This window comes from Prescottella equi, assembly GCF_020171745.1.
Classification (GTDB): domain Bacteria; phylum Actinomycetota; class Actinomycetes; order Mycobacteriales; family Mycobacteriaceae; genus Prescottella; species Prescottella equi_A.
This window is the reverse complement of record NZ_JAIVAH010000012.1, coordinates 41,612-64,731: the sequence shown is the minus strand read 5'-3', so window position 1 is coordinate 64,731 and position 23,120 is coordinate 41,612. Positions and strand designations below refer to the sequence as shown.

Sequence of the window (23,120 nt, the reverse complement as noted above, 5' to 3'; positions counted from 1 at the left end):
GCCGTCCTCAGTCACCAGGCACGAGGAGTCCACGGATGATCTATCGGCTGCTGGGACCGCTGGAGGTGGCCCACACCGACTCCGGTGACGAGATCCTCGATCTGGGGCCGCGCAAGCAACGCGCGGTCCTGGCTGTCCTGCTGCTCGGTCGGGGGCGGGTGGTGTCCATCGCCCGCCTCGTCGACGCCCTCTGGGGCGACGATGCACCCACGAGTGCCATGGCGAGCATCCAGGCGTACATCTCGAACCTGCGCCGGGTGCTCCGCGGCGAGACCGGAGCCACGTCGCCGATCGTGCGGCAACCGCCGGGTTACGTCCTCGACATCTCGGCCGACGAGGTCGATCTGGTGAGTTTCCTCGACGACGCCGAGGACGCGCGGAGTCTCGCTGAGGACGGGGCGTGGGAACCAGCGCTGAAGACCGCCGACCGAGCGCTCGCGGCAGTCCGGGGGCCGTTGCTCGAGGACCTGGCCGACGAACCGTGGGTTCAGCTGGAGGCCGCGGGATTCGACGAGGTACGGACCGAATGCAGGGAGACTCGGATCACCGCGCTGCTCGCGTTGGGGCGGATCCCGCCCGCCCTCGTGGAGACAGCCCAGTTGTGCAGCGAATTCCCGTACCGGGACCGAACCTGCTGGCTCCGGATGCTCGCGCTGCACCGGGCAGGCAGGTCGTCGGAGGCGCTGGATGGATTCCGGATGCACGTCGATCGGCTCGACGCCGAGTTGGGGCTCGAGCCCGGGACCGAGCTGCGCGCACTCCAGAGCGCGATCCTGCGCCACGATCCAGGTCTCGCAGCCTGGCCCCGAACACCGGGATGGACTGGTGCGGAGCAGGTTCCACTACCCGACTCCCCGGCGTCGGGCGTCGCAGCACCCGGGGCGGCCGACGCGGTCGGCGAGGTGAAACCGGGCCGCGTGTTCGTCGGGCGCCGAAGCGAAACCCTCGTGATCGAGCAGATGCTCGACGACGTCCTCGACGGGTCGACGCGGTGGCTTGCACTCACCGGCCCCGCCGGGATCGGGAAGACACGGTTGGCCGAGGAGTGTGCTGCGCGGACGGTGGCTGCCGGTGGGACGGCGGTGTGGGCGCGGTGTCCGGAGGACGACGGCGCACCGGCCTGGTGGCCGATCCGCCGACTGGTGCGTGAACTCGGCGGCGACGCGGACGCTGTGTTGATTCCGCCGACCGGCGTCGACTCGGACGAGGCGCGGTTCGCCGTGTACGAACGGGTGCGGGAAGTGATCGAGGCAGCGGTCGCGGGCAAACCCGCTCTGACTGTCGTCGTCGACGACATACAGTGGGCCGACCCGACTTCGCTGCGGTGCCTGTCGTACCTGGTGGGCGCGCTCGTCCACCGCCCGGTGTGTTTCGTGTTGACGCTGCGTGACACCGGAATCGGAACGGTCGGCGCGCTCGTCGATGCGGTGCTGCGCGGGGAAGGCAACCGGCACGTCACGGTGCCGCCGCTGGAACCAGCCGAGGTCGAGGAGCTGGCCAGCCACGTCGCCGGTGAGCGGATCGGTCCGGCCCAGGTCCAGGTCCTGACTGACCGGACCGGGGGAAACCCGCTGTTCGTCTCGGAATACGCGCGGTTGCCGCGCGACGAGCGACTCGGCGACGAGATACCGATGGCCGTCCGGTCTGTGCTGGGCAGACGACTCGCAGCCGTGAAACCGGCGGTGTTGCAAGTACTTCGAGTTGCGGCCGTGCTCGGCGACGCCATCGAGATCGACCTCCTGGCCGCGGCGTCCCGTCTCGACCTGGACACACTCGCCGACTGTCTGGACGAGGCAGCGGACGAACGGATCATCGTGACCGCGCCCGGGGCCCGCGGGTACGTCTTCGCGCATGGACTGCTGCGGCACGAGGTCCTCGAGGACATGCCCGCGTTGCGGCGTCAGCGCATGCACGCCCGGGTCGCCGAGATCCTGGCGGAGTCCTCCGACGCGGACCGCGCCAGCCGACGTGCGCAACACCTGTGTGCCGCACTGCCGCTGGTGGATCCACGCGAGGTAGTCGACGCGTGCACCGTCGCGGCCCGGGAGGCGACGGAGCGATGGAGTTCGGAGACCGCCGCGCACTGGTGGGAGACCGCAGTGCAGATCTTCGATCGGCTACCCGCGTCGGAACGCTCGCCCGACGAGCGTGACGACCTGCTGGTGGCCCGGGTGGAGGCACTGGCCCGCGCCGGTCGCGGACAGACCGTTCTCGACGTCGTGTGCGCCGGTCTGCTCGACGCGGTGCGCGAAGAACGTACCTCGGGTGCCGGGCGACTGGCAGCGGCACTTCTGCGGGCCGCCGGCGGGTGGCCGTGGGTGTCGTACGGTCGTGATCCCGGGCCGCTGCTCGAACGCCTCGTGGCACTGGAGCCGTTCGTCGCTTCGGACCCCGTCGCGCACTCTCGGGTCCTGTCCGCGCTCGCGGTCGGCAGCTGCTACCACCCGGATTCCGCGGTACCCGACGACATGAGCCGGCGCGCGCTCCAACTGGCTCGCGCCCAGGGTGATCCGGACGTGATCGCCGACGCACTGCTGGGCCGGATCCTCCTCTTCTCCGGGGTGGCGCGGCACGGTCGGGAATCGCTCGACCTGCTGACCGAGCTTCTCGAACTGCCGCACCAGCAGTCGCGGGTCGACAACGTCATCGTGCACACGGTCGCGAGTATGACGCAGATGAATCTCGCGAACGTCGAAGCCGCCGCCGCGCACGTGCGCCAAGGGATCATCGGGTGCGACCTGTTGCGACTACCCGTGGTCCGAGTCCAGCTCCGGTGGATGGAAGGCACGCTCGCGGAGTGGCGTGGGGACCTCGAACAGGCTGCGCGGCAATACGACACGGCACGGCAGATCCATCTGCAAACCGAGTTGTACACAGCGGGCAGCGCCGACCTCGCGCAGAACACTCTGAAGTGGGAGCAGGGCGAGCTGGCCGGCACGACACCCGGTTTCGTCGAGCCGCGGGCGTGGAGTATCGCGATCGCGGCGGCGCGGGGCGACCGACGTGCCGCGGTAGACGGCATCGCGCGCTGGACGTCGGACCCGGGGCCGGACGTGTGGACCACGCTGGGGCACCAGACGCTGCTCGCCCATATCGTCGCCGATCTGTCGTTGGTCGAGTACGCCGACATGTTCCGCGACCTCCTCGCGCCCTTTACGGACCGGATCGCGACCGTGGGGCAGGTGGGGGTCGTCGGTACGGTCGCCGAGGCCTCCGCACGCCTGCACGCCATGTCGGGGCAGACCGATCAGGCCTCGGCCATGCTGGAGCAGGCGGAGCGGATCGCCCACCGATCGTCGGGCACGCCGACGCTGCTGCGGTGCAGACTGCTTCGCGCGCAACTCGAGCCCGACTCGACCGGTCGCGCCGGTGAGCTGTCCGCCGTCGCCGAGGAATCGGAACGCCGCGGGATGCACGGGCTGGCGGCGCAGGCACGGTCGCTGCTCGTCTGAGTCCCGGCCCCGTCGTCGACGGGTCTCGCGCTTGGCGAAACCTTGGAGCCACGGCCTCGCGGCGCACAAGAACCACCCAAGCGGGTCCGGACATTCTTTCTTTCACGCCCCGAAAGCGGACGACGAAAGGAAGTTTCCATGAATCTCCAGACCCAGGTCAGCGACGAGACGATCGCGTCACTCCGTGCATGCCTGACCGGATCGGTTGCCCTTCCCGGCGAACCGGGATACGAACTGACGACGCCGTGGAACCTGGCGGTCCCGGTCACCCCCCGCGCGGTCGTCTCGGCCGCGAATGCGGAGGATGTGGCGACCACGGTCCGCTTCGCGGGGCAGCACGGACTCAGGGTTGCCGTGCAGCGCACCGGACACGGAGCGGTTGCCGTCAGCGGTGACGTCCTGTTGGTGCACACCGGGCGACTGAACGAATGCGTCGTCGATCCCGACGCCCGCACCGCGCGCATCGGCGCCGGCGTGATCTGGCAGGACGTCCTCGACGCGGCGGCACCGCACGGCTTGGCGCCACTGACGGGCTCCTCCGCCACGGTCGGAGTGGCAGGCTTTCTCACCGGCGCGGGTATCGGCCCGTTGGTGCGAACCTACGGGCTGTCCTCCGACCGCGTACGGGCATTCGATGTCGTCACCGGTGGCGGTGAACAGTTGCACGTCACCCCGGACGAGCACGCCGAGCTGTTCTGGGGCCTGCGCGGCGGCAAGGCGACACTGGGAATCGTCACGGCGGTGGAGATCGATCTGCTACCGGTCTCTGAAATCTACGGTGGTGCTCTCTATTTCGACAGCGTGGACGCCGCGGTGGTTGTGCACGCCTGGCTCGACTGGTGCCACGACCTGCCCGAGCACAGCTCGACGTCGATCGCGATCCTGCAGCTCCCTCCGCTGCCACAGATCCCACCTCCACTCGCGGGACGACTCACTGTTTCCGTCCGATTCGCCAGTGTCGCAGACGAGCCCGAGGCCGAGTCGCTGATCGCGAGACTGCGCGCGGTGGCCACGCCGCTGATCGACGCCGTGGGTCCGATGCCGTACGCGGCGCTGCCCGCGATCCACGCCGATCCGGTCGACCCGATGCCGACCCACGAGTTCAGCGCGCTCACCCATGCGTTGTCACACGAGGCCGTCGACGCCCTGCTCGCGGTCGCCGGACCGGGTTCCGGATCGCCGCAGACAATGGTCGAGCTCCGACTGCTCGGCGGTGCGCTGGCCCAGGAGCCTCGCCATCGCAGCGCCTTCTGCCACCGCGACGCCTCGTTCGCGCTGATGACCGTGGGTGTCCTCGCGCCGCCACTCGCCGGAGCGGTCGTCGAGCACGCTCGCGCCGTCGAGCAGGCTGTGGCCGCCTGGGCCACCGGAGGCACGCTCCCCAATTTCGCCGCCAGCGCCGACCCGGACCGGATCGCCCGGTCCTACGACGAGGACACCTGGCATTGGCTCGCGGCACTGGCGAACGACCTCGATCCGCACGGTGTCCTGCACGTCGGTCAGGTCGTGCGCATCCCGACGTAGGAGCGCCCCAGCGGACGACTCGAACTGAGAACCGAAACGAAAGGACCCACAAATGAGGATGATTCGGACCACCACCTGCGCGATCGCGGCGTGCGCCACGCTCACGCTGGCCGCCTGCAATACACCCGCACACTCGCTCGGGCACGGCGGGTTCAGCAGCTCGAGTGGATCGAGTGGATCGAGCGGCTCGAGCGGCTCGAGCGATGGCCCGGGGATCCAGTCGGGCGAACCGCGCCCGCTCGGCAACGGAACGTCCCGAACCTACGTCATGCGCGACGAGGCCGGCGAGCCCACCGAGGTCGGCATCCGGATCTCCGCGTCCGCGCTCGACGGGTTGCCGGACGGACCCGACGCGCAGATGCAGATGGTGATGCTCGACCTGCCCGCCGGTGCACAGGACACCGGGTTCGACAACGTCATGCTCGACTGGAACCCGCACGGGCACGAGCCGGAGGTGCTGTTCGGCGATCCGCACTTCGACATGCACTTCTACATGGACGACGTTCAGCACGACATCGACCCTGCCTCAACGGATTTCGCACAGCGGGCCGCGCGACTCCCGGATGCGAAGTACATTCCGGAGGGCTACGTGCCACCGCCCGGTCCCGCCGAGGCGAACACGGTTCCGTTCATGGGTCTGCACTGGACCGACAGCGCGGACAACGTCGTTCCCGGGGAGTTCGACTTCACCGAGGTGCTCCTCAACGGATCATGGGACGGAAAGTTCACCTTCATCGAACCGATGATGACCCGGGAATGGCTCGAGGCCCGGCCCACCCTGAGGGAAGAGATGAAGCAGCCACAGTCCTATCAGCGCACCGGGTACTACCCGAGCGTCTACTCCGTCCACTTCGACGAGACCGCACAGGAGTACGTCATCGCTCTCGGCGGCATGACGATGCGCCAGGCGTCGTGAGGTCAGGCAGTAAGGCCCGACCGCAGCGGCGTCGCCACGCCCGCGACCACCAGCACGACGGATTCGGACTCGGCGGCGACGGCCGAGTTCACCCTGCCGAGCAGGTCCCGGAACCGGCGACCCGCGGGGGTCGGCGGCACCACGCCGCTGCCCACCTCGTTGCTGACCACGACCACGGGCACAGTCGCGCCGCGCAGCGCCGCGAGCAGGTCGGTGACGTCGGCGTCGACGGCCGCCCAGTCGCCGCCGGTCCAGACGCCGTGATGGTCCAGCCGCGCGGTGAGCCAGGTGCCGAGACAGTCCAGCAGCACCGGCTCGCGGACGTCCCGCAGCAGCGCCGCCGCCTCCGACGTCTCGACGGTGGTCCACCCGGACGGGCGCCGGGCCCGGTGCAGCGCGATCCGTTCCGCCCACTCCCGATCGCCCTCCCGGACGCCCCCGGTGGCCAGGTAGGTGACGCGCGGTTCGGCGGCCAGCAGCGCCTCGGCGTACGTCGACTTGCCGGCGCGGGCGCCGCCGAGGACCAGCGTGCGCGATGCCTGTCCCGATCGCACGATCGGTTCGCCGACGCACACCGCCGTACCGTCGGCCACGACGCGAGCACCCCACGGCGCCAGGCGTTCCGACAGTTCGGGCGTCGGCGGGTTGTAGTGGCTCAGGTGCACCGCGACGACGTCGGTGGTCGCGGTGACCGCGCCCGCGTCGCGCAGCGCGGCGAGGGTGCGCGGGAACGTCGTCAGATCGTGGTGTCCGGCACCGAGATCGGTGCGGGTGCCGAAGGTCTCCTCGAGGAACACCGCGTCGTAGCGGGCAGCCCGGACCGCGTCCAGCGTGGACGCCGGCAGCGGCCCGGTGTCGGTGGCCCACAGCAGCCGTCCGCCGTCCGGACCGGTGACGTCGTAGAGCACGCTGTCGCCGTCGCGGAACACTCGGTGCGCGGCCTCGAGCACCCGGATCTCGTACCCGTCCAGCACAATTCGCTCGCCGGGGACGACCGGGACGAACCGCACCGGATCGTCCGGGCCCACCCAGTCGCGGCACAGGTCGAGCGCGTCGGCCGGGCCGACGACGTCGAGCGGCTGGTCGCGCCGCACCCACGACCGGAACAGCAGCGCCGCCGGATTCAGGTGGTCGGGGTGGGCGTGGGTGAGCAGGAGGTGCCGCACACCGGCCAGCGAACGTCCGGCACGCACGGCCGCGCGCGGCACGTCCGGGCCGCAGTCGAGCAGGATCGCGTCGTCGATCAGGGCCGCGGTCTGCCCGCGGATCTCACCGCGCTCGGCGGCGATACGGCACGACGCGCACACGCAGAAGGGGTTGGGCCACCCGTCGGCACTGCCGGTGCCCAGCAGTACGACCTCGATGGTCCAACCCCTTCCGTGCGTGTCAGCGCAGCGCCTGCGCCAGGTCCTCCAGCAGATCCTCGGGATCCTCGAGGCCCACCGACAGGCGCACGACGCCGTCGGACAGGCCGATCGCGGCACGCCCCTCCGGTCCCATCGCGCGGTGCGTGGTGGTGGCCGGGTGCGTGATGAGCGACTTGGCGTCGCCGAGGTTGTTCGAGATGTCGATGACGCGCAGCTTGTTCAGCAGCTCGAAGGCCCGCTTCTTGCCCTCACCGTCGGCCGAGTCCAGCTCGAACGTCACGACCGTGCCGCCGCCGCTCATCTGCGACTTGGCCAGCTCGTACTGCGGGTGCGACTCGAGGAACGGGTACTTGACCCAGCGCACCGACGGCTCGGCCTCGAGGAACCGCGCGATGCGCAGTGCGCTGTCCACCGAGTGGCCGACGCGCAGCGGCATCGTCTCGAGCCCCTTGAGCAGGGTGTGCGCGTTGAACGGGCTCAGCGCCGGACCGGTGTGCCGGATCAGCTGCTGCACCGGGCCGTCGATGTAGTCCTGCGGGCCCAGGATCGCGCCGCCGAGGACGCGGCCCTGACCGTCGATGTGCTTGGTGCCCGAGTACACGATGACGTCGGCGCCCAGGTCGAGGCTGCGCTGCAGGATCGGCGTCGCGAAGACGTTGTCGATGACCACCTTCGCGCCCGCCGCGTGCGCCATCTCCGACACCCTGCGGACGTCGACGAGGGTCTGCATCGGGTTGGACGGCGTCTCGAAGAACACGGCCGTGGTCGGCACCGACAGCGCCTGCTCCCACTGGTCGAGGTCCTCGCCGTCAACGAAGACGGTCTCGACGCCCCAGCGCGGCAGGATCTCGTTGCACACCACGAAGCACGAGCCGAACAGGCTGCGGGCCGCGACCAGGCGGTCACCCTTGGCGAGCAGCGCACCCAGCGCGGTGAACACCGCGGACATACCGGACGCGGTCGCGTAGCAGCCCTCGGCGCCGTCGAGCAGCCGCAGCCGCTCTTCGAACATCTTGACGGTGGGGTTGCCGTAGCGGGAGTAGACGAAGTGATCGACCTCGCCGGTGAACGCCTGCTCGGCGGCCTCGGCGGACTCGTACACGAAGCCCGAGTTGAGGTAGATCGCCTCGGACGTCTCCTCGAAACCGGAGCGCAGCGTGCCGCCGCGGACACCTAGGGTGGCCGGACGGACGGACTCGGGAAGCTGCTTACGGAACGATCCGCCCTGCGGAATCGCGCTCACGACTGCGTCCAGGGCAGGCCCACGGCCCGCCAGCCCGAGGTGCCGCGACGGCCGTCGCCGCCGAGTCCACCCTCGAAGCCGTCCAGCACGTTGTACGACGGCCCGATGCCGGCGGCGGTCGCGGCCTCGGCCGCGCCGATGGAGCGCTGACCCGAGCGACACAGGAAGATCACCGGTCGCGAGGCCTCCTCGCCGGCACCGCCGACGATTCCGGCCTCGACGAGCTGGTCGACGAAGGACTCGTTGCGCGCACCCGTGGGGTAGCTCACCCATTCGAGGAGCACGGTCCGGCGGTCGATGGTCGACGTGTCGGGCACCCCGACGTATCGCCATTCCGCGTCGGTCCGCACATCCACGAGCACGGCTTCCGGATGCTCGCGCAGCAGCTCCCAGGCTTGCTGCGGCGTTATGTCACCTGCGTAGCTCACCGCACCAGCTTTCCACAGAGTCCGATCGGACGTAGCACGCGGATGGCGCGATACGCGCGAGCCGCACCGGCTGGCGCGTCAGTTGCAGACGAGCCAGCGGTCGTCGCCCTGCACGAACGTCCACGTCGACGTCGCCGCGCCCTTGTCGTCGCCGGCGGAGATCCGGACATCGGCGGTCGCGGCGTCGCCGTTCACGACGGCGTTGTCGAGTCCCTCGACAACCACCTCGCCCTCGCGCCCGGCGAGCGGCGAGCGGTCCTCGGCGAACCCGTCGCACACCATGCGGTCGAGGGCCTGGGCGTCGTCGTTGTTGCTCGCGCGGACGAAGTCGGTGGCGGACGCGTTCAGTCGATCGGCGTCGGACCGGCTCTCGTCGGCGGGCCGCAGCATCGCCGAGACGACAATTCCGATCATCAGGATCGCAACTATTGACACCGCGAGGATGAACGGCTTAGCCGTGGTCCGCGAGGGATCGTCGACAGGTGCGTGTTCGTCGCTCATACCTGCGATTTTCGCCTGTCCGCCCGCGCTCCGCGCACCCGGGTCCCACACAACGCGGGGCACAAATTCTGTTTGTGACCCCTCAATTCGGAGCGTAGTACCCTGCGCACCCCAACCCGCCAAGCATGAGGTGTGAGTGGTCTCCGGGTTCTAGCATGAAGGCGGGGACACCGTGAATTCCTGGGAATTCGCACCCGCCCCCACTCTGTGGCACACCAGGTCAGGTGGGGCTCAGTTTAAGCTGGAGCCTCACGCATCCGTGTCGCAAGCACACGTACGTCCGTCCAATCGAAAAGGTAGTTCGCCTCAGATGACTGACCAGACTCGTCCACTGCGCGTGGCCATCGTCGGTGCCGGCCCGGCCGGAATCTATGCCGCCGATGCGCTCATGAAGTCCGACACCGAGGTGAGCATCGACCTGTTCGAGCGGATGCCGGCGCCGTTCGGTCTCATCCGGTACGGCGTCGCGCCCGACCACCCGCGGATCAAGGGCATCATCACCGCCCTCCACAAGGTGCTCGACAAGGATCCGGTCCGCCTGCTCGGCAACATCGACTACGGCACCGACATCACCCTCGAGGACCTGCGCCGCTTCTACGACGCGGTGATCTTCTCGACCGGCGCCAACGCCGATCGCGCGCTGAACATCCCGGGCATCGACCTGGACGGCTCGTACGGCGCAGCGGACTTCGTGTCCTGGTACGACGGCCACCCGGACGTCCCGCGCACCTGGCCGCTCGAGGCCGAGAAGGTCGCGGTGCTCGGTGTCGGCAACGTCGCGCTGGACATCGCCCGCGTGCTCGCCAAGACCGGCGACGAGCTGCTGCCCACCGAGATCCCGGCGAACGTCTACGAGGGCCTGAAGAACAACAAGGCCGTCGAGGTCCACGTCTTCGGCCGCCGCGGCCCCGCGCAGGCCAAGTTCACGCCGCTCGAGCTGCGCGAGCTGGACCACTCCCCCACGATCGAGGTCATCGTCGACCCCGAGGACATCGACTACGACGAGGGCTCCGAGATCGCCCGCCGCAGCTCCAAGCAGGTCGACATGGTCGCCAACACCCTGCAGGACTGGGCCATCCGCGACCAGGGCGACCGCCCGCACAAGCTGTTCCTGCACTTCTTCGAGTCGCCCACCGAGGTGCTCGGCGAGGACGGCAAGGTCGTCGGCCTGCGCACCGAGCGCACCGAACTGGACGGGACCGGCAACGTCCGCGGCACCGGCAAGTTCAACGACTGGGACGTCCAGGCCGTCTACCGCGCCGTCGGCTACCTGTCGCAGAACATCCCGTCGATCCCGTTCGACGAGCAGGCCGGCACCGTGCCCAACGAGGCCGGACGTGTCATCGGCGACGACGGCAAGCACATCGACGGCACGTACGTCACCGGCTGGATCAAGCGCGGACCCGTCGGCCTGATCGGCCACACCAAGGGCGACGCCAACGAGACCATCGCGTGCCTGCTCGAGGACGCCCCGAACTTCGCGGGTGCGGCCGAGCCGAGCACCGACGCGGTGATCGAGTTCCTCGAGGGCAAGGGTGTCCCGTACACCACGTGGCAGGGCTGGTACCGCCTCGACGCCCACGAGCGTTCGCTGGGCGAGCCCGAGGGCCGCGAGCGCATCAAGGTCGTCGAGCGCGAGGACATGCTCCGCGCCAGCGAGCCGAACAAGGGCTGACGCCCGGCTTCCGATCTTCCGGCCGAATGTCACATCGGTTCAGTCCAACTGACCGAATGTGACATTCGGCCGGTGTCGTTCTGGCCGGCCGGGGCATGATGAGAAGCGTGTTTGACGCGCACGTGCACATCATCGACCCGCGGTTCCCGCTGGTGGAGAACAACGGCTACCTGCCCGACCCGTTCACGATCGACGACTACCGCGCCCGGATGGCGGGGTTCGGGGTGGACGGCGGGGCGGTGGTGACGGCGTCGTACCAGGGCACGCTCGGCGGGCCGCAGTTGCTGGCGGCGCTGCGCGAACTCGGTGACGGCTGGGTGGGCGTCACCCATCTCGATCCCGACGCCACCGACGACGACATCCTCGAGCTCGACCGGGCCGGGGTGCGCGGCATCCGGTTCAACCTCCGGCGCAGCGCCACCGACGTGCAGATCCTGACGACGCAGGCCCTGCGCGCCTACGAGCTGGCCGGCTGGCACGCCGAGTTCTACGTGGACGCGACGCTGCTGCTCTCGCTCGAACCGGTGTTCGCGAAACTGCCCGCCGTCAGCATCGACCACCTGGGGATGTCGACGCGCGGGCTGCGCTACCTGCTCAATCTCGTCGACCGCGGCGCCAAGGTGAAGGCCACCGGCTTCGGGCGGACCTCGATCGACGACGTCGGTGACGTCATCCGGCAGATCCACGCGGTCAACCCGAAGGCGCTGATGTTCGGCACCGACCTGCCCGGCACCCGCGCCCGCCGCGCGTTCGAGGCCGCCGACGTCGACATCATCGCCGACGCCGTCGGGGACGACCTCGAGGCCGTCCTCGGCGGCAACGCGCGCGAGTGGTATCGCTGCAACTCCTGAGTCAGAGCGCGAGCACCGCGCCCAGCCACAACCCGACGGCGAGCAGCGCGCCGAACAGTTCGACGAGGATCGACAGCCCAACCGCCTTGGTGGCGTGCACCGTCGACGCCCACGCGTCCCGGTGCGTGCGATGCCGGGCGGCCTCGGCGGCGTAGGTGCCGAGCAGGAAACCGAGCAGCAGTCCGACGACGGGGACGACGAAGAACCCGACGATCCCCACCAGTCCGCCGAACACCACCGACCGGTTGGGGACGCCGGCGTCGCGCATCCGACGGCCCGGCCACGTGTACTTGACGACGCCCGACGCCACGAGCAGCAGCAGCGCCACCGCGAACACGCCCCATCCGGCGGCGGTGGCGTCGAGGATCGCCCACACCAGCAGCGCCCCGGCGATCAGCAGCGTGCCGGGCAGGATCGGCACCACGATGCCGACCAGCCCGACGAGCATCACCAGGCCGAGCAGAACCTCGACGCCGGCGCTCACGTCACTCCGGTACGACGACGCGCACCCGGGAGGCCGCCTCGCGGGCGCGCTCGCGGGCCGTCTCGACGTCGGGTCCGGTGGACACCGCGACCCCCATCCGACGACGCGCGAACGCCTCGGGCTTGCCGAACAGTCGCAGATCGGTCTCCGGCACCGCCAGTGCGTCGGCGACGCCCTCGAACGCGACGCCGACGGACTCGACACCGCCGTAGATCACCGCGGACGCGCCCGGCGCGGCGAGCGTGGTATCGACGGGCAGGCCGAGGATCGCGCGGGCGTGCAGTTCGAACTCGGAGAACCGCTGCGAGCGCAGCGTCACCAGGCCGGTGTCGTGCGGGCGCGGGCTCACCTCGGAGAAGTAGACGTCATCACCCTTGACGAACAGTTCGACGCCGAAGATGCCGCGGCCACCGAGCGCGGTGGTGACCTTCTCGGCGACATCGCGGGCAGCAGCCAGCGCGGCCGGCGTCATGGCCTGCGGCTGCCACGACTCGATGTAGTCACCGGAGTCCTGCAGGTGCCCGATCGGCTCGCAGAAGTGGGTGCCGTCGACGGCACGCACGGTGAGCAGAGTGATCTCGTAGTCGAAGTCGACGAAGCCCTCGACGATGACACGACCCTTGTTCACCCGGCCACCGGAAAGCGCGTATTCCCAAGACTTTTCGAGGTCGTCGACGCAGCGGGCCACGGACTGACCCTTGCCGGACGACGACATCACCGGCTTGATCACGCACGGGAACCCGATCCGCTCGGCGGCGGCACGCACCTCGTCGAGCGAGTCGGCGAACGCGTACGGCGACGTCGGCAGCCCCAACTCCTCCGCGGCGAGGCGGCGGATGCCCTCGCGGTTCATCGTCAGCTGCGTCGCACGCGCGGTCGGGATGACGACGGCGGTGCCGTTCGACTCGACCTCGGCGAGCGCCTCGGTGGCGATGGCCTCGATCTCGGGCACCACGAAGTGCGGGCGCTCGGCCTCGATGACGCGCAGCAGTTCGGCGGCATCGCCCATGTCGATGGTGTGCGCGCGGTGCGCCACCTGGTGCCCGGGGGCGTCGGCGTAGCGGTCGACGGCGATCACCTCGACGCCGAGTCTCTGCAGCGCGATGATCACCTCCTTGCCCAGTTCGCCGGAGCCGAGCAGCATCACGCGGGTGGCGCTGGGGCTCAGCGGGGTGCCGATGCGGGCGGGGACGTCTGCGGGGGTGTCGGGGCGCATGGATCGGACTATATGCGGTCGTCACTGGCCATACTGTCGCGATGACCCTGGGACTCGACACCCGCCTGACCCTGCTCGCCGCGGGGCTGATCTTCCTGCTGGCCCTGCTCCTCGGGGTGTGGAAGTACCGGCAGATGGCGACGTCACCGGATCATCTGGCGCACCCGTACGTCGACATCGCGCACCGCTCGGCGCTGCTGTACTCGTTTGCGACGCTGCTCGTTTCGGTGTTCGTCGAGCTCAGCGACTGGCCGACGGCCGTGAACGCGACGTGCGCGGGGATCCTGGTGTTCTTTTTCGTCGCGGCGATCGGCAGCTACATCGCGCACGGCGCCCGCCGCGACACCACCAACCAGTTCGAACGCCCCGACGCGGCGCTGCGTGTGGCGATGATCGCACTGATCATCGGCGAGGTGGGCGCGTTCGCGGTGCTGCTCGCGGGCTTCACCGCGGCGCAACTGTTGTAGCCGTCAGTCGTGCGCCTCGATGTGCGCGAGGAAGTCGAGAACGGCCGCGTTGAACACGTCGGGTCGCTGCTCGGCGCACGCGTGCCCGGCGTCCGGCACGTACATCAGCTCGGCGTCGGGGATCGAACGCGCGATCAGTTCGGTGTGCCGTCGCGGGATCGCGTCACGCTCCCCGACGATCACCAGCGTCGGCACGGCGATCGAGGCCAGGTCCGCGGCCGGGATGTGCGGGTGCCGGACCATCAGCTCGAGCAATTCGTGTTGCCGGCGCACCTTCGCGGACAGCGGCGCGACGACGCCGCCGACGAGCCACGCGAACGTCGCCGGAACCCGGAACCGGGCACCGAGTCCGTGCGGATCGAGGTTGGCGCCGTTGACGATCAGCGACCGCACCCGGCCCGGGTCGCGCAGCGCCAGGGTGAGCGCGGTGTTGCCGCCGTCGCTGTAGCCGAGGACGTGCGCGCTCTCGACCCCGACGGCGTCGAGCACCGCGCACACGTCGTCGGACAGGCGCGCGAAGTCGAGCGGACCGTCGCCCCGGGTCGATTCACCGTGCGCGCGGGTGTCGAGCGCGAGTACCCGATAGCGCTCGGCGAAGACGGGTATCTGCTTCGCGAAATAGCCGAGGTTCTCGCTGTTGCCGTGCAGCAGCACCAGCGGTTCCCCGTCGCCGTGCTCCTCGTAGTGCAGCCGCGCGCCGGCGGCCTCGACGAATCCCACCCGATCAGCTCGGCGGCTGGTGGATCGAGAGCACGTTGCCGTGCGGATCGTGGAACCACGCGACCCGGGTGCCGTCCGGCGCGGTCCACGCGGCGTGATCGTCCTGATCCATGCCCTGGTAGCGCAGGAAGTCGACGCCCTTCTCCCGCAGCTCGTCGACCGTGCCGGACAGGTCTGCCGTGCGCCAGCCCAGCACCGTGTAGCCGGTGTCGGCCTTCGACTGCACGAGGGTGATGCGCAATTCCGTTCCGCCGCCCCCGTCGACGACGAGTGCGAACGGGGTTCGCTCGGTGACCGTCAGACCCAGGGTGTCGACGTAGAACATCGACGACACATCCAGGTCGGTACTGGCCAGGAACGCGACGAGTTCTCCGGGGAAGGCCATGCCGTCAACTGTGCGCCTCGACCGCGGTCGGCGACAAGTCACCGCAGCCCAGTGACCCGGACCACATCAGACGTAAGGGACGGGTTACCGTCACAGGAACGGAGGTTCGACCATCACCCAGGAGGAATTACGTGACTACTGCCGGAGCTGAGCGGAAGGGCCCGTTGACGGGCGTCCGCGTCGTCGAATTCGCCGGAATCGGACCGGGCCCGCACGCCACGACGCTACTCGCCGACCTGGGCGCCGACGTGGTGCGCATCCAGCGGGCGGGACTGATCCCCGCGGAGGGCACGGTGGGCGACCAGACCGCGCGCAACCGGCGCGTCGTCGAGGCCGACCTGAAGAACCCCGACGACGTCGAGAAGGTGCTCGACCTGCTGGGCCGCGCCGACATCCTGATCGAGGGCTTCCGTCCCGGCGTCATGGAGCGCATGGGCCTGGGCCCCGACGTCGTCCTGGAACGCTGCCCGCGCCTGGTGTACGGCCGCATGACCGGCTGGGGCCAGGACGGCCCGCTCGCGCAGTCCGCCGGCCACGACCTCAACTACATCTCCCTGACCGGCGTGCTGCACGCGATCGGACGCAAGGGCGAGCGGCCGGTCCCGCCGCTGAACATGGTCGGCGACTTCGGCGGCGGCTCTATGTTCCTGCTCTTCGGCCTCCTCGCCGCGCTCGTCGAGCGGCAGACGTCGGGCAAGGGTCAGGTCATCGACGCCGCGATGATCGACGGCACCCTCGCGCTCTCGCACATCATCTGGAACTTCCGCCGCATCGGCATGTGGTCCGACGAGCGCGGCGTGAACTTCCTCGACGGCGGCGCCCCGTACTACGACACCTACGAGACCTCCGACGGCAAGTACATGGCGGTCGGTGCGATCGAGCCCCAGTTCTACGCCGTGCTGCTGAAGGGCCTCGAACTGGACCCGGAGACCCTGCCCGGCCAGCAGGACGCGGGCCGCTGGCCCGAACTGCGCCAGATCCTCACCGACAAGTTCCTGAGCAAGACCCGTGACGAGTGGACCAAGATCTTCGACGGCACCGACGCCTGCACCACGCCGGTCCTGACGTTCTCGGAGGCTCCGAACGATCCGCACATCGCGGCGCGCGGCGGCATCATCGAACTCGAGGGCGTGCCGCAGCACGCACCGGCGCCGCGCTTCTCACGCACGCCGACGACCACGCCGCAGCCGCCCGCCCGGGTGGCCACGGATGTCGACAGCCTCTGGCGCTGAGCATCTTTCACAACTGAACATCGATCTTCCACGGGCCGGACACCACCTGGTGTCCGGCCCGTCGGCATTTCCAAGACGGGCCGCCACATCCACGCGATCGCGCCACGACCACCCGGGAAAACTGGGCTGTTCACCCAGTTTTATGAAACAGGTTCTCGACCCCGATTCGGTAGCGCAACCGGGGCAATTCGACGCCCCCACCTCGACGCCGGACCGATTTCCTACTCTCGAGTCATGTACCTGCACAGTCGATTTCAGGCCAAAACGAGCCGGACGGTCGTTCAGTTTTGCTCTTGATCGATCAAGCGTCAATTCCGCTTATGCCCGGTTTCAAATGCGTGTTAGGTGAAACACGTTCCACTCCAAAATCGAGAACGCTCGCATTCCGAATCCAGGAGTCTCACCTATGACGAACCGATGGCGCCGAACAGCGCTCACGACAGTGGCCGCCGCAGCCGGCACCCTGCTCTTCTTCACGGGCAGCGCCACCGCAGAACCCGCACCGAACGTCCAGACCGGCTCACCGACCCTCCTCGCCGACGAACCCGGACCGACCGAGTTCGCGACCCGCGTCGATCTGACCATGCCGACCCAGATCAAGACCGGCATCGAGATCGACCTCAAGTCACAGACATTCGGTGTCGACGCCAACAAGGGCGTCAACGGCGGCATGGTCCAGTTCCTGGTCGACGGCGCCCCGACCGGTGCGCAGATCAAGGCCGGAAGCACCGGACTCGCCACGCTCAAGCACACGTTCACGACGGCCGGACCGCACACTGTCACCGTCCAGTACCTGGGTGGCGGCAAGATCACCGGCGTCACCGAAACCGCCGCGACGAGCAGCACCCAGGGGACCATCACCGCCGTCGACCAGGACGTGGCCACGGTCGTCGAGGTCCTGCCGGTCGACGGCGTCGTCGAGACCGGTGTCCAGGCCACCCTCAAGGCCAAGGTGTCCCTGCAGTCCGGCGGAATCCTGCCGATCCGCACCAACGGCAAGGTGACCTTCTACGACGGCGAGGACCCACTGGGTACGGCCACGTCGATCCTCACGGACGGCACCGCCAGCATCAAGGCGACCTTCCTGCACTCCGGCACCCGGACCGTCACCGCGAGGTTCTCCGGCAACACCGGGTTCGCCCCGTCCACCTCGGCGGATACCCCGCTGGAGGTCCAGCACAAGGATCTGGCCACCAGCACCACCCTGCTGGCACCCAACAGCGGCCGGGCCGGTCAGCCGGTCACGCTCACCGCGACCGTGACGGCGCAGCTGCCGGCCGGCGGAACCGTCCAGTTCCTCTCGGGCACCACGCCGCTCGGCACACCGGTGCCGGTTGTCGACGGTATCGCCACGGCCGCACACATCTTCGAGGAGGCCGGCGAACACTCGGTCACGGCGGTGTTCACGGGCACCGGATTCGTCACATCGACGTCCGCGCCTGCACCGCTGAGCATCTCGGCGGCCCAGCCCGGGGACACCACGACCACCGTCACCGCCCCGGCGGCCACGATCCCGGGCATCCCGGTGACCCTGACCGCGAACGTCGCGCCGGCGCCCTACGGCGGCACCGTGCAGTTCTACGTGGGTGACACCCCCATCGGCGAACCTGTGCCGGTCGTCAACGGCTTCGCATCGATCGGTCACACCTTCGCCGACGCCGGGACCTTCCAGGTCACCGCGCGCTACAGCGGCCACATCGCGGCCAACCCGTCGACGTCGGCCGCGGCCACCGTCACGGTCATCGGCCCCGGCGGCGGGAACGGCTCCGTGGAACTGCCGTCGTTCGGTTCTCTCACACTGCCGTTCGGCTCCTGACCGGGCACTCCCTCCCTCCCCTACTGCGATTGCCAAGGAATGCAACATGACTGAAAATTCGGCCAGGCGATATCTCGTCCCCTTGTGCGCAACCGGCATCGCCGCCGGACTCGTGCTGTCGGGGTCCCCGGCATCGGCCGCGACCACGACCACGCCGTTCAACGCTCAGTGCCGCGCTGCGGCGCTCCTCACCGTCGACAAGACCGCTCAGCACGCGTTCACCGTCGACGCACCCTCGCGGGTCGATCCGGGCGAGACGTTCACGTACCGCGTCCAGCCGGCGCCTTCGGCCTACCCGGACAAGGACACCGGTGCCACCACCACCAACGTGTCCCGGATGAAGCTCGACTACCAGTTGCCGGACAACGCCACGTTCGTCGGCGCGGAGGTCGTCCCCGGTAGCGGCATCGGCCTCTCCGGAACAGCCGCGAACGTGCTGCTGGTCAACGAGGACGGCGACGTCGACGAGGCCGGCACGATCCTGCGCCTGTCCGGCGACAACGAGGTGATCGGCAACAGCCCCAAGGCCGACAAGAAGAGTGTCGGCGGTGTCGTCGCCGCGAAGACCAAGCAGTACCTGGACGGCACCCCCAGCACCGACGGTTCGACGTGGTTCCAGCTGCCGGCGATCGACGTCACGCTGACTGCGGGGGCCGGTGGCGAGATCGCGCCGAAGCTGCGCACGGCCGGGGCCGCCGCGAACCTGGGGAACGAGGGCAACTACAACACCTTCCTCGCCCTTGCCGTGTTCGGCGGCAACCAGTGGGCACCCACGAGGTGCGTGCCGAAGGACGCCAAGGAGGACTCGGCGCCGCTGAACCGGGGCGGCGGACCGCTCGCCACGATTGCGGTCGGCGAGCAGACCGGCAACGTCACGACCACCGAGATCGCGGTGCCCGAGACGGCGAATGCCGGTGAAAAGGTCCAACTTTCGGCCACCGTCTCCCCCACCCCGAACAGTGGCAACGTCGCATTCCTCGTCGACAGCGTCGTGGTCGGCGAGGCGCCGCTGATCGATGGCAGGGCGACCATCACCCACGAGTTCACGGGTGGTTCGCACAACGTGTCCGCGCGGTACGTCGGCAACGGCACGTTCCGGCCGTCGTTGTCCGCGGACGCCGCGATCGCGGTCGCGGGCGGTGGGTCCGGCAGCGCGATCGGCTCCCTCGAGCTGCCGTCGCTGGGCTCGCTGACGGCGCCGCTCGGTTCCTGATCGACTGATTCGAACGGTGGTGGGTGGGACATTCGATGCCCCACCCACCACCGTCCTCACACCACGAGCGCGGGTTCGACGGCCTCGGCGCCGACACCCAGCGCCGAGTACGCCGCGGCCACACCGGCCACCGCCCGTCGGAGTTCGTCCACCGGGCGTGCGTACGGCAGGCGGATGAAACGCTCGAAGGCGCCCTCCACGCCGAAGCGCGGGCCGGCCGCGAGCACGACGCCGTGACTCGGCGCGGTCGCGGCCAGCGCCGTGGACACCGGCGCGGGCATCCGGAGCCACAACGACATACCGCCGGTCCCGACGGTCGGCACCCAGTCCGGCAGCCGCGACGACAGCTCGTCGAGCAACGCCGCACGCTGCGCCCGCAACAGCGCCCGGCGCTCCGCGATCGGCTCGTCACCGAGCGCCAGCAGGTGCGCCGCGGCCAACTGATCCATGACCGGCGTGCCCAGGTCGAGGGCCGAGCGGGAGCCGGCGAGTCGCGTGATCAGCTCCGGATTCGCGCGAATCCATCCGACCCGCATGCCGCCCCAGTGCGATTTGGAGATCGAGCCGACCGTCACCACGTCGGCACCGGACGTGTCGCGGGCGAGGGCCGCGACCGGCGGCGGCGGTGGTGCGTCGAGCCAGACGTCCACCATCGTCTCGTCCACCACCAGGGTCATCCGGGTCTCGCGGGCGATCCGCGCCAGTTCCGCACGCCCCGGCTCGTCCAGACAGAGCCCGGTCGGGTTGTGGAAGTCCGGCAGCAGGTACGCCATCCGAGCCGCCGTCTGCCTGGCGGCGCTCCGAATCGCATCGAGGTCCCAACCCCGCGACGTGCCGCCCTCGGGGCGCACCGGCACCGGAACCGGCCGCGCACCGACCCGCCGAATCGCCTCCAGCGCATTGGGATACGTCGGATGGTCGACGAGAACGCGCTCGCCCGGCGCGGTGAGCACGCCGAGCAGCAGCCGCAGCGCGTGCTGGGCGCCCGACGTGATCATGATCTGGTCCGTCGACGTCTCCAGTCCACGCGCGCGATAGCGGGCGGCGACGGCCTCCCGGAGCGTCGCGATACCCACCGGCTCCATGCCGTGCGTGGCCAGGAACGGCGGAAGCTGCTGCAGGGCAGCACTGTACGCCTCCTCGACCTCCACGACCGGTGCCACCATCGCCGCGTAGCTGAGATCGACGAGCGGTTCGTCCGACGGCGGGAGGTGACGTGGCCGCTGCTGCACCGCAGCGTGGTTCACCGAATCCGGCAGTGCGACGGTGGTCCTCGACCCCTGCCGGCTCAGCACGTAACCCTCGTCGCGCAGCACGGCGTACGCGGAGGTGACGGTGGTCCGGCTCAGCTCGAGTTCGGCCGCGAGTTCCCGTTCGCTGGGAAGCGCCGAGCCCAACGGGACCCGACCGTCGTGCACCAGCAGTCGGATGCCGTCGGCGAGCGCACGGTACGCCGGGCGGGACGCCCGCCGTCCACCGTTGTCGTGCCAGGCTCCGAGATCACGAGCCAGGGACCGCGCGCTCAGTGCATGCATCATCATGCAGTCCAGCGTGCCCGGTCTGGCCCTTCATTTCAAAGCCAATAGCTTCCCAGACTGGTCCACATGAGCACCCTGATCACCCTCGCCGCCCTCGCCGCACTGGCCGGATTCGTCTACCACTACATGCCCAAGGATCGTCCGGGAAAGCTCTTTCGTCTCGAACAGTTCCGTCCAGCAGCACCTTTGGCGGGAATCTTCGACGAAGGCGCCGACGCCTCGAAGTCGGACGGGCGCCCCGACACCAACCCGATCCAAACCGAGGACATGCGGTCCAGCAACCGCGCACTGGACTGATTCCACACGGGCCTCACGCGGGCAGCCCTGCCGGAACGGCGACACTCTCCCGATGGAGCTACTTTATCGATCCAGAGAAGATTCACCCATATGTCCATGTCTACAGGTGTTTAGTGATCACTGTTTCCCCTACCAACACTCGAAACACCAATACAGGAGCATTCATGTGTCGACGGAATTGCGCCGCACATCCGCGTCTCGGCCCGGATCGTCAAAACATTCCATCGGTGCAGAAAGTGCACGTCCACAGCCCGTGAATCGAGTTCCACGGCACTGAGAGTTACAAACATGGAATTCCCCGGGCAGTCAGCGTGGGGCCACTTTCTCGATCAGAGAATTGCGACTCCAGTTCGCGCCCGATCATCCCACGGCAAATCCGCGTTCCCCTACCGAAACCCCACCCCAGTGAAGGAGTCGAGAATGCCGAGAAGACTGAGCGGTAGAACGATCGCCATCGCATCCACCATCGCAGCAGGCGCGTTCTTCCTGCCGGCGACCGCCGCCGCGACGGGCGCCCCCGGCTACGAGGACGACGTGACGATCTGGATCCAGGACGAACCCGGCAACGTCGAGGAAGTGCCGAAAAAGGTGATCCTCGAGGACCCCAACGGTGTCCAGATCAAGGACTACGTCATCGTCGAGGACCCCAACGGAGGCCAGGTCAAGGACTACGTCATCGTCAAGAACCCCAGCGGTAACGAGGTCAAGTACTACGCCGTCGAAAACGAACCGATCGGCGGCCAGAGCGAGAACTACGTCATCGTCAAGGACCCCAACGGTAACGAGGTCAAGTACTACCCCGTCGACGAGGACGACAACGAGGTCGTCGTCACGCCCAAGCCCGATACCGGCGGTGGCGAGACCGGCGGCGGGGTCGAACCGGGCGAAGGCACGGGCACGCCCACGCCGGGCGACGGTACCGACGAGACCACGACGCCGGAGAACCCGCTCGCCGGCCTGTTCGACGTGCTGAAGTTGGCATTCGGTTCCTGACCGAGTTCGCTCCGATCGACCCGACGTGGGGAAGCGGCGGGTGGGTCAACGAACCCCACCCGCCGTGCCGATGTCGGGTCCACCCGAGTCAGAAATCTTTCACCAGCGAAGCTTCCATTTCGCTTCATTCCGATCCGGTGTCATCCGGATCGCGTTCACCTCTACCGGAAACCAGCTCAACGTCGGGAAGGCAGAAAACATGTCGAGAAAGTGGTATCGCGGAATCGTTGCCGCGACCGCAACCGTGGCCGCCGGAACGGTGGTCTTCGCCGCGCCGGCGATGGCCGAAGAGCCAATCGTCAAAGCCGATCCGTGCAACCCCGGAACCATCATCGTCGAGGTGTCAGATCCGGATTCGTTGACAGCCGAGGAGCTCGCGCAGATCCTTGCGAACTACCAGAACCAGAATGGCGGCAACAATTCCCAGAACGGCCCGGGAGACCCGGGAGGCGACGGCACCATCCCCGTCGAGAATCCCGCTCCCGGCGGCAACGGCAACGTCGAGAACGTCGAGGTCGTGATCATCGTCAAGCCCAAACCCAAGCCCACGCCCCCGCCGGGGCCGATCGTCGTGAATCCCGCGGCTCACGCCTCCGCCTTCACCGCCGCCACCTGTGGAACCGACGATTCCGGGGTCACTCCGGAGGATCCGAACGACACCGACACCGATGTCGGTGCGGTATTCGGGTCGCTGGAGTCGGTGTCGTTCGGCTCGCTGGAGCAGTTGCTCGGCCTGTGACCACCTGACACCGGGCAGCGGCGGATGGGACCGTCGGGGGCTCATCCGCCGCTGCCGATATCG

Annotated in this window: 21 protein-coding genes; 12 read left to right on the top strand and 9 right to left on the bottom strand. The window is 68.9% G+C overall.

What is annotated here, in order from left to right:
- The first annotated feature begins 35 nt into the window (after positions 1 to 35).
- The 3 genes from LCL87_RS09010 (at position 36) to LCL87_RS09000 (ending at position 5,892) form a co-directional block, all read left to right on the top strand.
- The gene (locus LCL87_RS09010; protein WP_225018826.1) at positions 36 to 3,452 is read left to right on the top strand and encodes a BTAD domain-containing putative transcriptional regulator; all 3,417 of its coding nucleotides are present in this window, start codon (positions 36 to 38) and stop codon (positions 3,450 to 3,452) included.
- A gap of 138 nt (positions 3,453 to 3,590) precedes the next feature.
- On the top strand, positions 3,591 to 4,976 hold the full coding sequence (locus LCL87_RS09005) for an FAD-binding oxidoreductase (protein ID WP_225018824.1): 1,386 nt from the start codon (positions 3,591 to 3,593) through the stop codon (positions 4,974 to 4,976).
- A gap of 52 nt (positions 4,977 to 5,028) precedes the next feature.
- Complete coding sequence (locus LCL87_RS09000; RefSeq protein WP_225018822.1) at positions 5,029 to 5,892, top strand: DUF5602 domain-containing protein; 864 nt, start codon at positions 5,029 to 5,031, stop codon at positions 5,890 to 5,892.
- Between the two features lie 2 nt (positions 5,893 to 5,894).
- Here the strand turns inward: LCL87_RS09000 and LCL87_RS08995 are convergent, their stop codons facing one another.
- The 4 genes from LCL87_RS08995 to LCL87_RS08980 form a co-directional block, all read right to left on the bottom strand.
- Positions 5,895 to 7,256, bottom strand: a complete 1,362-nt coding sequence (locus LCL87_RS08995; RefSeq protein WP_225019247.1) for a bifunctional adenosylcobinamide kinase/adenosylcobinamide-phosphate guanylyltransferase — start codon at positions 7,254 to 7,256, stop codon at positions 5,895 to 5,897.
- 22 nt (positions 7,257 to 7,278) lie between these two features.
- Positions 7,279 to 8,502, bottom strand: coding sequence for an O-succinylhomoserine sulfhydrylase (locus LCL87_RS08990; protein WP_225018820.1), 1,224 nt, complete (start codon positions 8,500 to 8,502; stop codon positions 7,279 to 7,281).
- Complete coding sequence (locus LCL87_RS08985) at positions 8,499 to 8,930, bottom strand: rhodanese-like domain-containing protein (protein ID WP_225018818.1); 432 nt, start codon at positions 8,928 to 8,930, stop codon at positions 8,499 to 8,501. The genes LCL87_RS08990 and LCL87_RS08985 overlap by 4 nt, the downstream gene beginning before the upstream one ends.
- 78 nt (positions 8,931 to 9,008) lie before the next feature.
- The gene (locus tag LCL87_RS08980; protein ID WP_225018816.1) at positions 9,009 to 9,431 is read right to left on the bottom strand and encodes an Rv0361 family membrane protein; all 423 of its coding nucleotides are present in this window, start codon (positions 9,429 to 9,431) and stop codon (positions 9,009 to 9,011) included.
- Between the two features lie 310 nt (positions 9,432 to 9,741).
- On the opposite strand from LCL87_RS08980, the gene LCL87_RS08975 reads away from it, so the two are divergent.
- Together LCL87_RS08975 and LCL87_RS08970 are read left to right on the top strand one after the other, a co-directional pair.
- Positions 9,742 to 11,106, top strand: a complete 1,365-nt coding sequence (locus tag LCL87_RS08975) for an FAD-dependent oxidoreductase (RefSeq protein WP_225018814.1) — start codon at positions 9,742 to 9,744, stop codon at positions 11,104 to 11,106.
- Positions 11,107 to 11,213: 107 nt separating this feature from the next.
- Positions 11,214 to 11,957 carry an amidohydrolase family protein gene (locus tag LCL87_RS08970; RefSeq protein WP_510850725.1) on the top strand — a complete coding sequence of 248 codons (744 nt, stop codon included), beginning with the start codon at positions 11,214 to 11,216 and terminating at the stop codon, positions 11,955 to 11,957.
- 1 nt (position 11,958) lies between these two features.
- On the opposite strand, the gene LCL87_RS08965 is transcribed toward LCL87_RS08970, so the two are convergent.
- The gene (locus LCL87_RS08965) at positions 11,959 to 12,441 is read right to left on the bottom strand and encodes a DUF456 domain-containing protein (RefSeq protein ID WP_225018813.1); all 483 of its coding nucleotides are present in this window, start codon (positions 12,439 to 12,441) and stop codon (positions 11,959 to 11,961) included.
- 1 nt (position 12,442) lies between these two features.
- Positions 12,443 to 13,657, bottom strand: a complete 1,215-nt coding sequence (gene purT, locus LCL87_RS08960) for a formate-dependent phosphoribosylglycinamide formyltransferase (protein ID WP_225018810.1) — start codon at positions 13,655 to 13,657, stop codon at positions 12,443 to 12,445.
- Between the two features lie 41 nt (positions 13,658 to 13,698).
- On the opposite strand from purT, the gene LCL87_RS08955 reads away from it, so the two are divergent.
- Complete coding sequence (locus tag LCL87_RS08955; protein ID WP_225018808.1) at positions 13,699 to 14,124, top strand: hypothetical protein; 426 nt, start codon at positions 13,699 to 13,701, stop codon at positions 14,122 to 14,124.
- A gap of 3 nt (positions 14,125 to 14,127) precedes the next feature.
- Here the strand turns inward: LCL87_RS08955 and LCL87_RS08950 are convergent, their stop codons facing one another.
- Together LCL87_RS08950 and LCL87_RS08945 are read right to left on the bottom strand one after the other, a co-directional pair.
- Complete coding sequence (locus LCL87_RS08950) at positions 14,128 to 14,844, bottom strand: alpha/beta fold hydrolase (protein WP_225018806.1); 717 nt, start codon at positions 14,842 to 14,844, stop codon at positions 14,128 to 14,130.
- A 4-nt stretch (positions 14,845 to 14,848) separates the two neighbouring features.
- Positions 14,849 to 15,229, bottom strand: a complete 381-nt coding sequence (locus LCL87_RS08945; RefSeq protein ID WP_225018803.1) for a VOC family protein — start codon at positions 15,227 to 15,229, stop codon at positions 14,849 to 14,851.
- 131 nt (positions 15,230 to 15,360) lie between these two features.
- On the opposite strand from LCL87_RS08945, the gene LCL87_RS08940 reads away from it, so the two are divergent.
- The 3 genes from LCL87_RS08940 (at position 15,361) to LCL87_RS08930 (ending at position 19,490) form a co-directional block, all read left to right on the top strand.
- Positions 15,361 to 16,461: a CaiB/BaiF CoA transferase family protein gene (locus tag LCL87_RS08940; RefSeq protein ID WP_225018801.1), complete on the top strand. Its 1,101-nt coding sequence runs from the start codon at positions 15,361 to 15,363 to the stop codon at positions 16,459 to 16,461.
- A 406-nt stretch (positions 16,462 to 16,867) separates the two neighbouring features.
- Entirely contained in the window at positions 16,868 to 18,277 is a 1,410-nt protein-coding gene (locus LCL87_RS08935) for an Ig-like domain-containing protein (RefSeq protein WP_225018799.1), read from the top strand.
- A gap of 46 nt (positions 18,278 to 18,323) precedes the next feature.
- Entirely contained in the window at positions 18,324 to 19,490 is a 1,167-nt protein-coding gene (locus tag LCL87_RS08930) for an Ig-like domain-containing protein (protein WP_225018797.1), read from the top strand.
- 56 nt (positions 19,491 to 19,546) lie between these two features.
- On the opposite strand, the gene yczR is transcribed toward LCL87_RS08930, so the two are convergent.
- The gene (yczR, locus tag LCL87_RS08925) at positions 19,547 to 21,031 is read right to left on the bottom strand and encodes a MocR-like transcription factor YczR (protein WP_225018795.1); all 1,485 of its coding nucleotides are present in this window, start codon (positions 21,029 to 21,031) and stop codon (positions 19,547 to 19,549) included.
- Between the two features lie 63 nt (positions 21,032 to 21,094).
- Between yczR and LCL87_RS08920 the strand changes: the two genes are divergently transcribed.
- The 3 genes from LCL87_RS08920 (at position 21,095) to LCL87_RS08910 (ending at position 23,057) form a co-directional block, all read left to right on the top strand.
- The gene (locus LCL87_RS08920) at positions 21,095 to 21,325 is read left to right on the top strand and encodes a hypothetical protein (protein ID WP_225018793.1); all 231 of its coding nucleotides are present in this window, start codon (positions 21,095 to 21,097) and stop codon (positions 21,323 to 21,325) included.
- 420 nt (positions 21,326 to 21,745) lie between these two features.
- On the top strand, positions 21,746 to 22,318 hold the full coding sequence (locus LCL87_RS08915) for a hypothetical protein (protein ID WP_225018791.1): 573 nt from the start codon (positions 21,746 to 21,748) through the stop codon (positions 22,316 to 22,318).
- A gap of 40 nt (positions 22,319 to 22,358) precedes the next feature.
- Positions 22,359 to 23,057 (top strand): hypothetical protein, encoded by a 699-nt coding sequence (locus LCL87_RS08910; RefSeq protein ID WP_225018789.1) that lies wholly within the window; start codon positions 22,359 to 22,361, stop codon positions 23,055 to 23,057.
- The last annotated feature ends 63 nt before the right edge of the window (positions 23,058 to 23,120 follow it).

Bases quoted from the DNA above. Each gene is read 5' to 3' on its own strand.
- LCL87_RS08945 (WP_225018803.1), bottom strand. From the start codon at position 15,229: ATGGCCTTCCCCGGAGAACTCGTCGCGTTCCTGGCCAGTACCGACCTG.
- purT (WP_225018810.1), bottom strand. From the start codon at position 13,657: ATGCGCCCCGACACCCCCGCAGACGTCCCCGCCCGCATCGGCACCCCG.
- LCL87_RS08935 (WP_225018799.1), top strand. From the start codon at position 16,868: ATGACGAACCGATGGCGCCGAACAGCGCTCACGACAGTGGCCGCCGCA.
- LCL87_RS08975 (WP_225018814.1), top strand. From the start codon at position 9,742: ATGACTGACCAGACTCGTCCACTGCGCGTGGCCATCGTCGGTGCCGGC.
- LCL87_RS08930 (WP_225018797.1), top strand. From the start codon at position 18,324: ATGACTGAAAATTCGGCCAGGCGATATCTCGTCCCCTTGTGCGCAACC.
- yczR (WP_225018795.1), bottom strand. From the start codon at position 21,031: ATGATGATGCATGCACTGAGCGCGCGGTCCCTGGCTCGTGATCTCGGA.
- LCL87_RS08980 (WP_225018816.1), bottom strand. From the start codon at position 9,431: ATGAGCGACGAACACGCACCTGTCGACGATCCCTCGCGGACCACGGCT.
- LCL87_RS08955 (WP_225018808.1), top strand. From the start codon at position 13,699: ATGACCCTGGGACTCGACACCCGCCTGACCCTGCTCGCCGCGGGGCTG.
- LCL87_RS08920 (WP_225018793.1), top strand. From the start codon at position 21,095: ATGAGCACCCTGATCACCCTCGCCGCCCTCGCCGCACTGGCCGGATTC.
- LCL87_RS09010 (WP_225018826.1), top strand. From the start codon at position 36: ATGATCTATCGGCTGCTGGGACCGCTGGAGGTGGCCCACACCGACTCC.
- LCL87_RS09000 (WP_225018822.1), top strand. From the start codon at position 5,029: ATGAGGATGATTCGGACCACCACCTGCGCGATCGCGGCGTGCGCCACG.
- LCL87_RS09005 (WP_225018824.1), top strand. From the start codon at position 3,591: ATGAATCTCCAGACCCAGGTCAGCGACGAGACGATCGCGTCACTCCGT.
- LCL87_RS08915 (WP_225018791.1), top strand. From the start codon at position 21,746: ATGCCGAGAAGACTGAGCGGTAGAACGATCGCCATCGCATCCACCATC.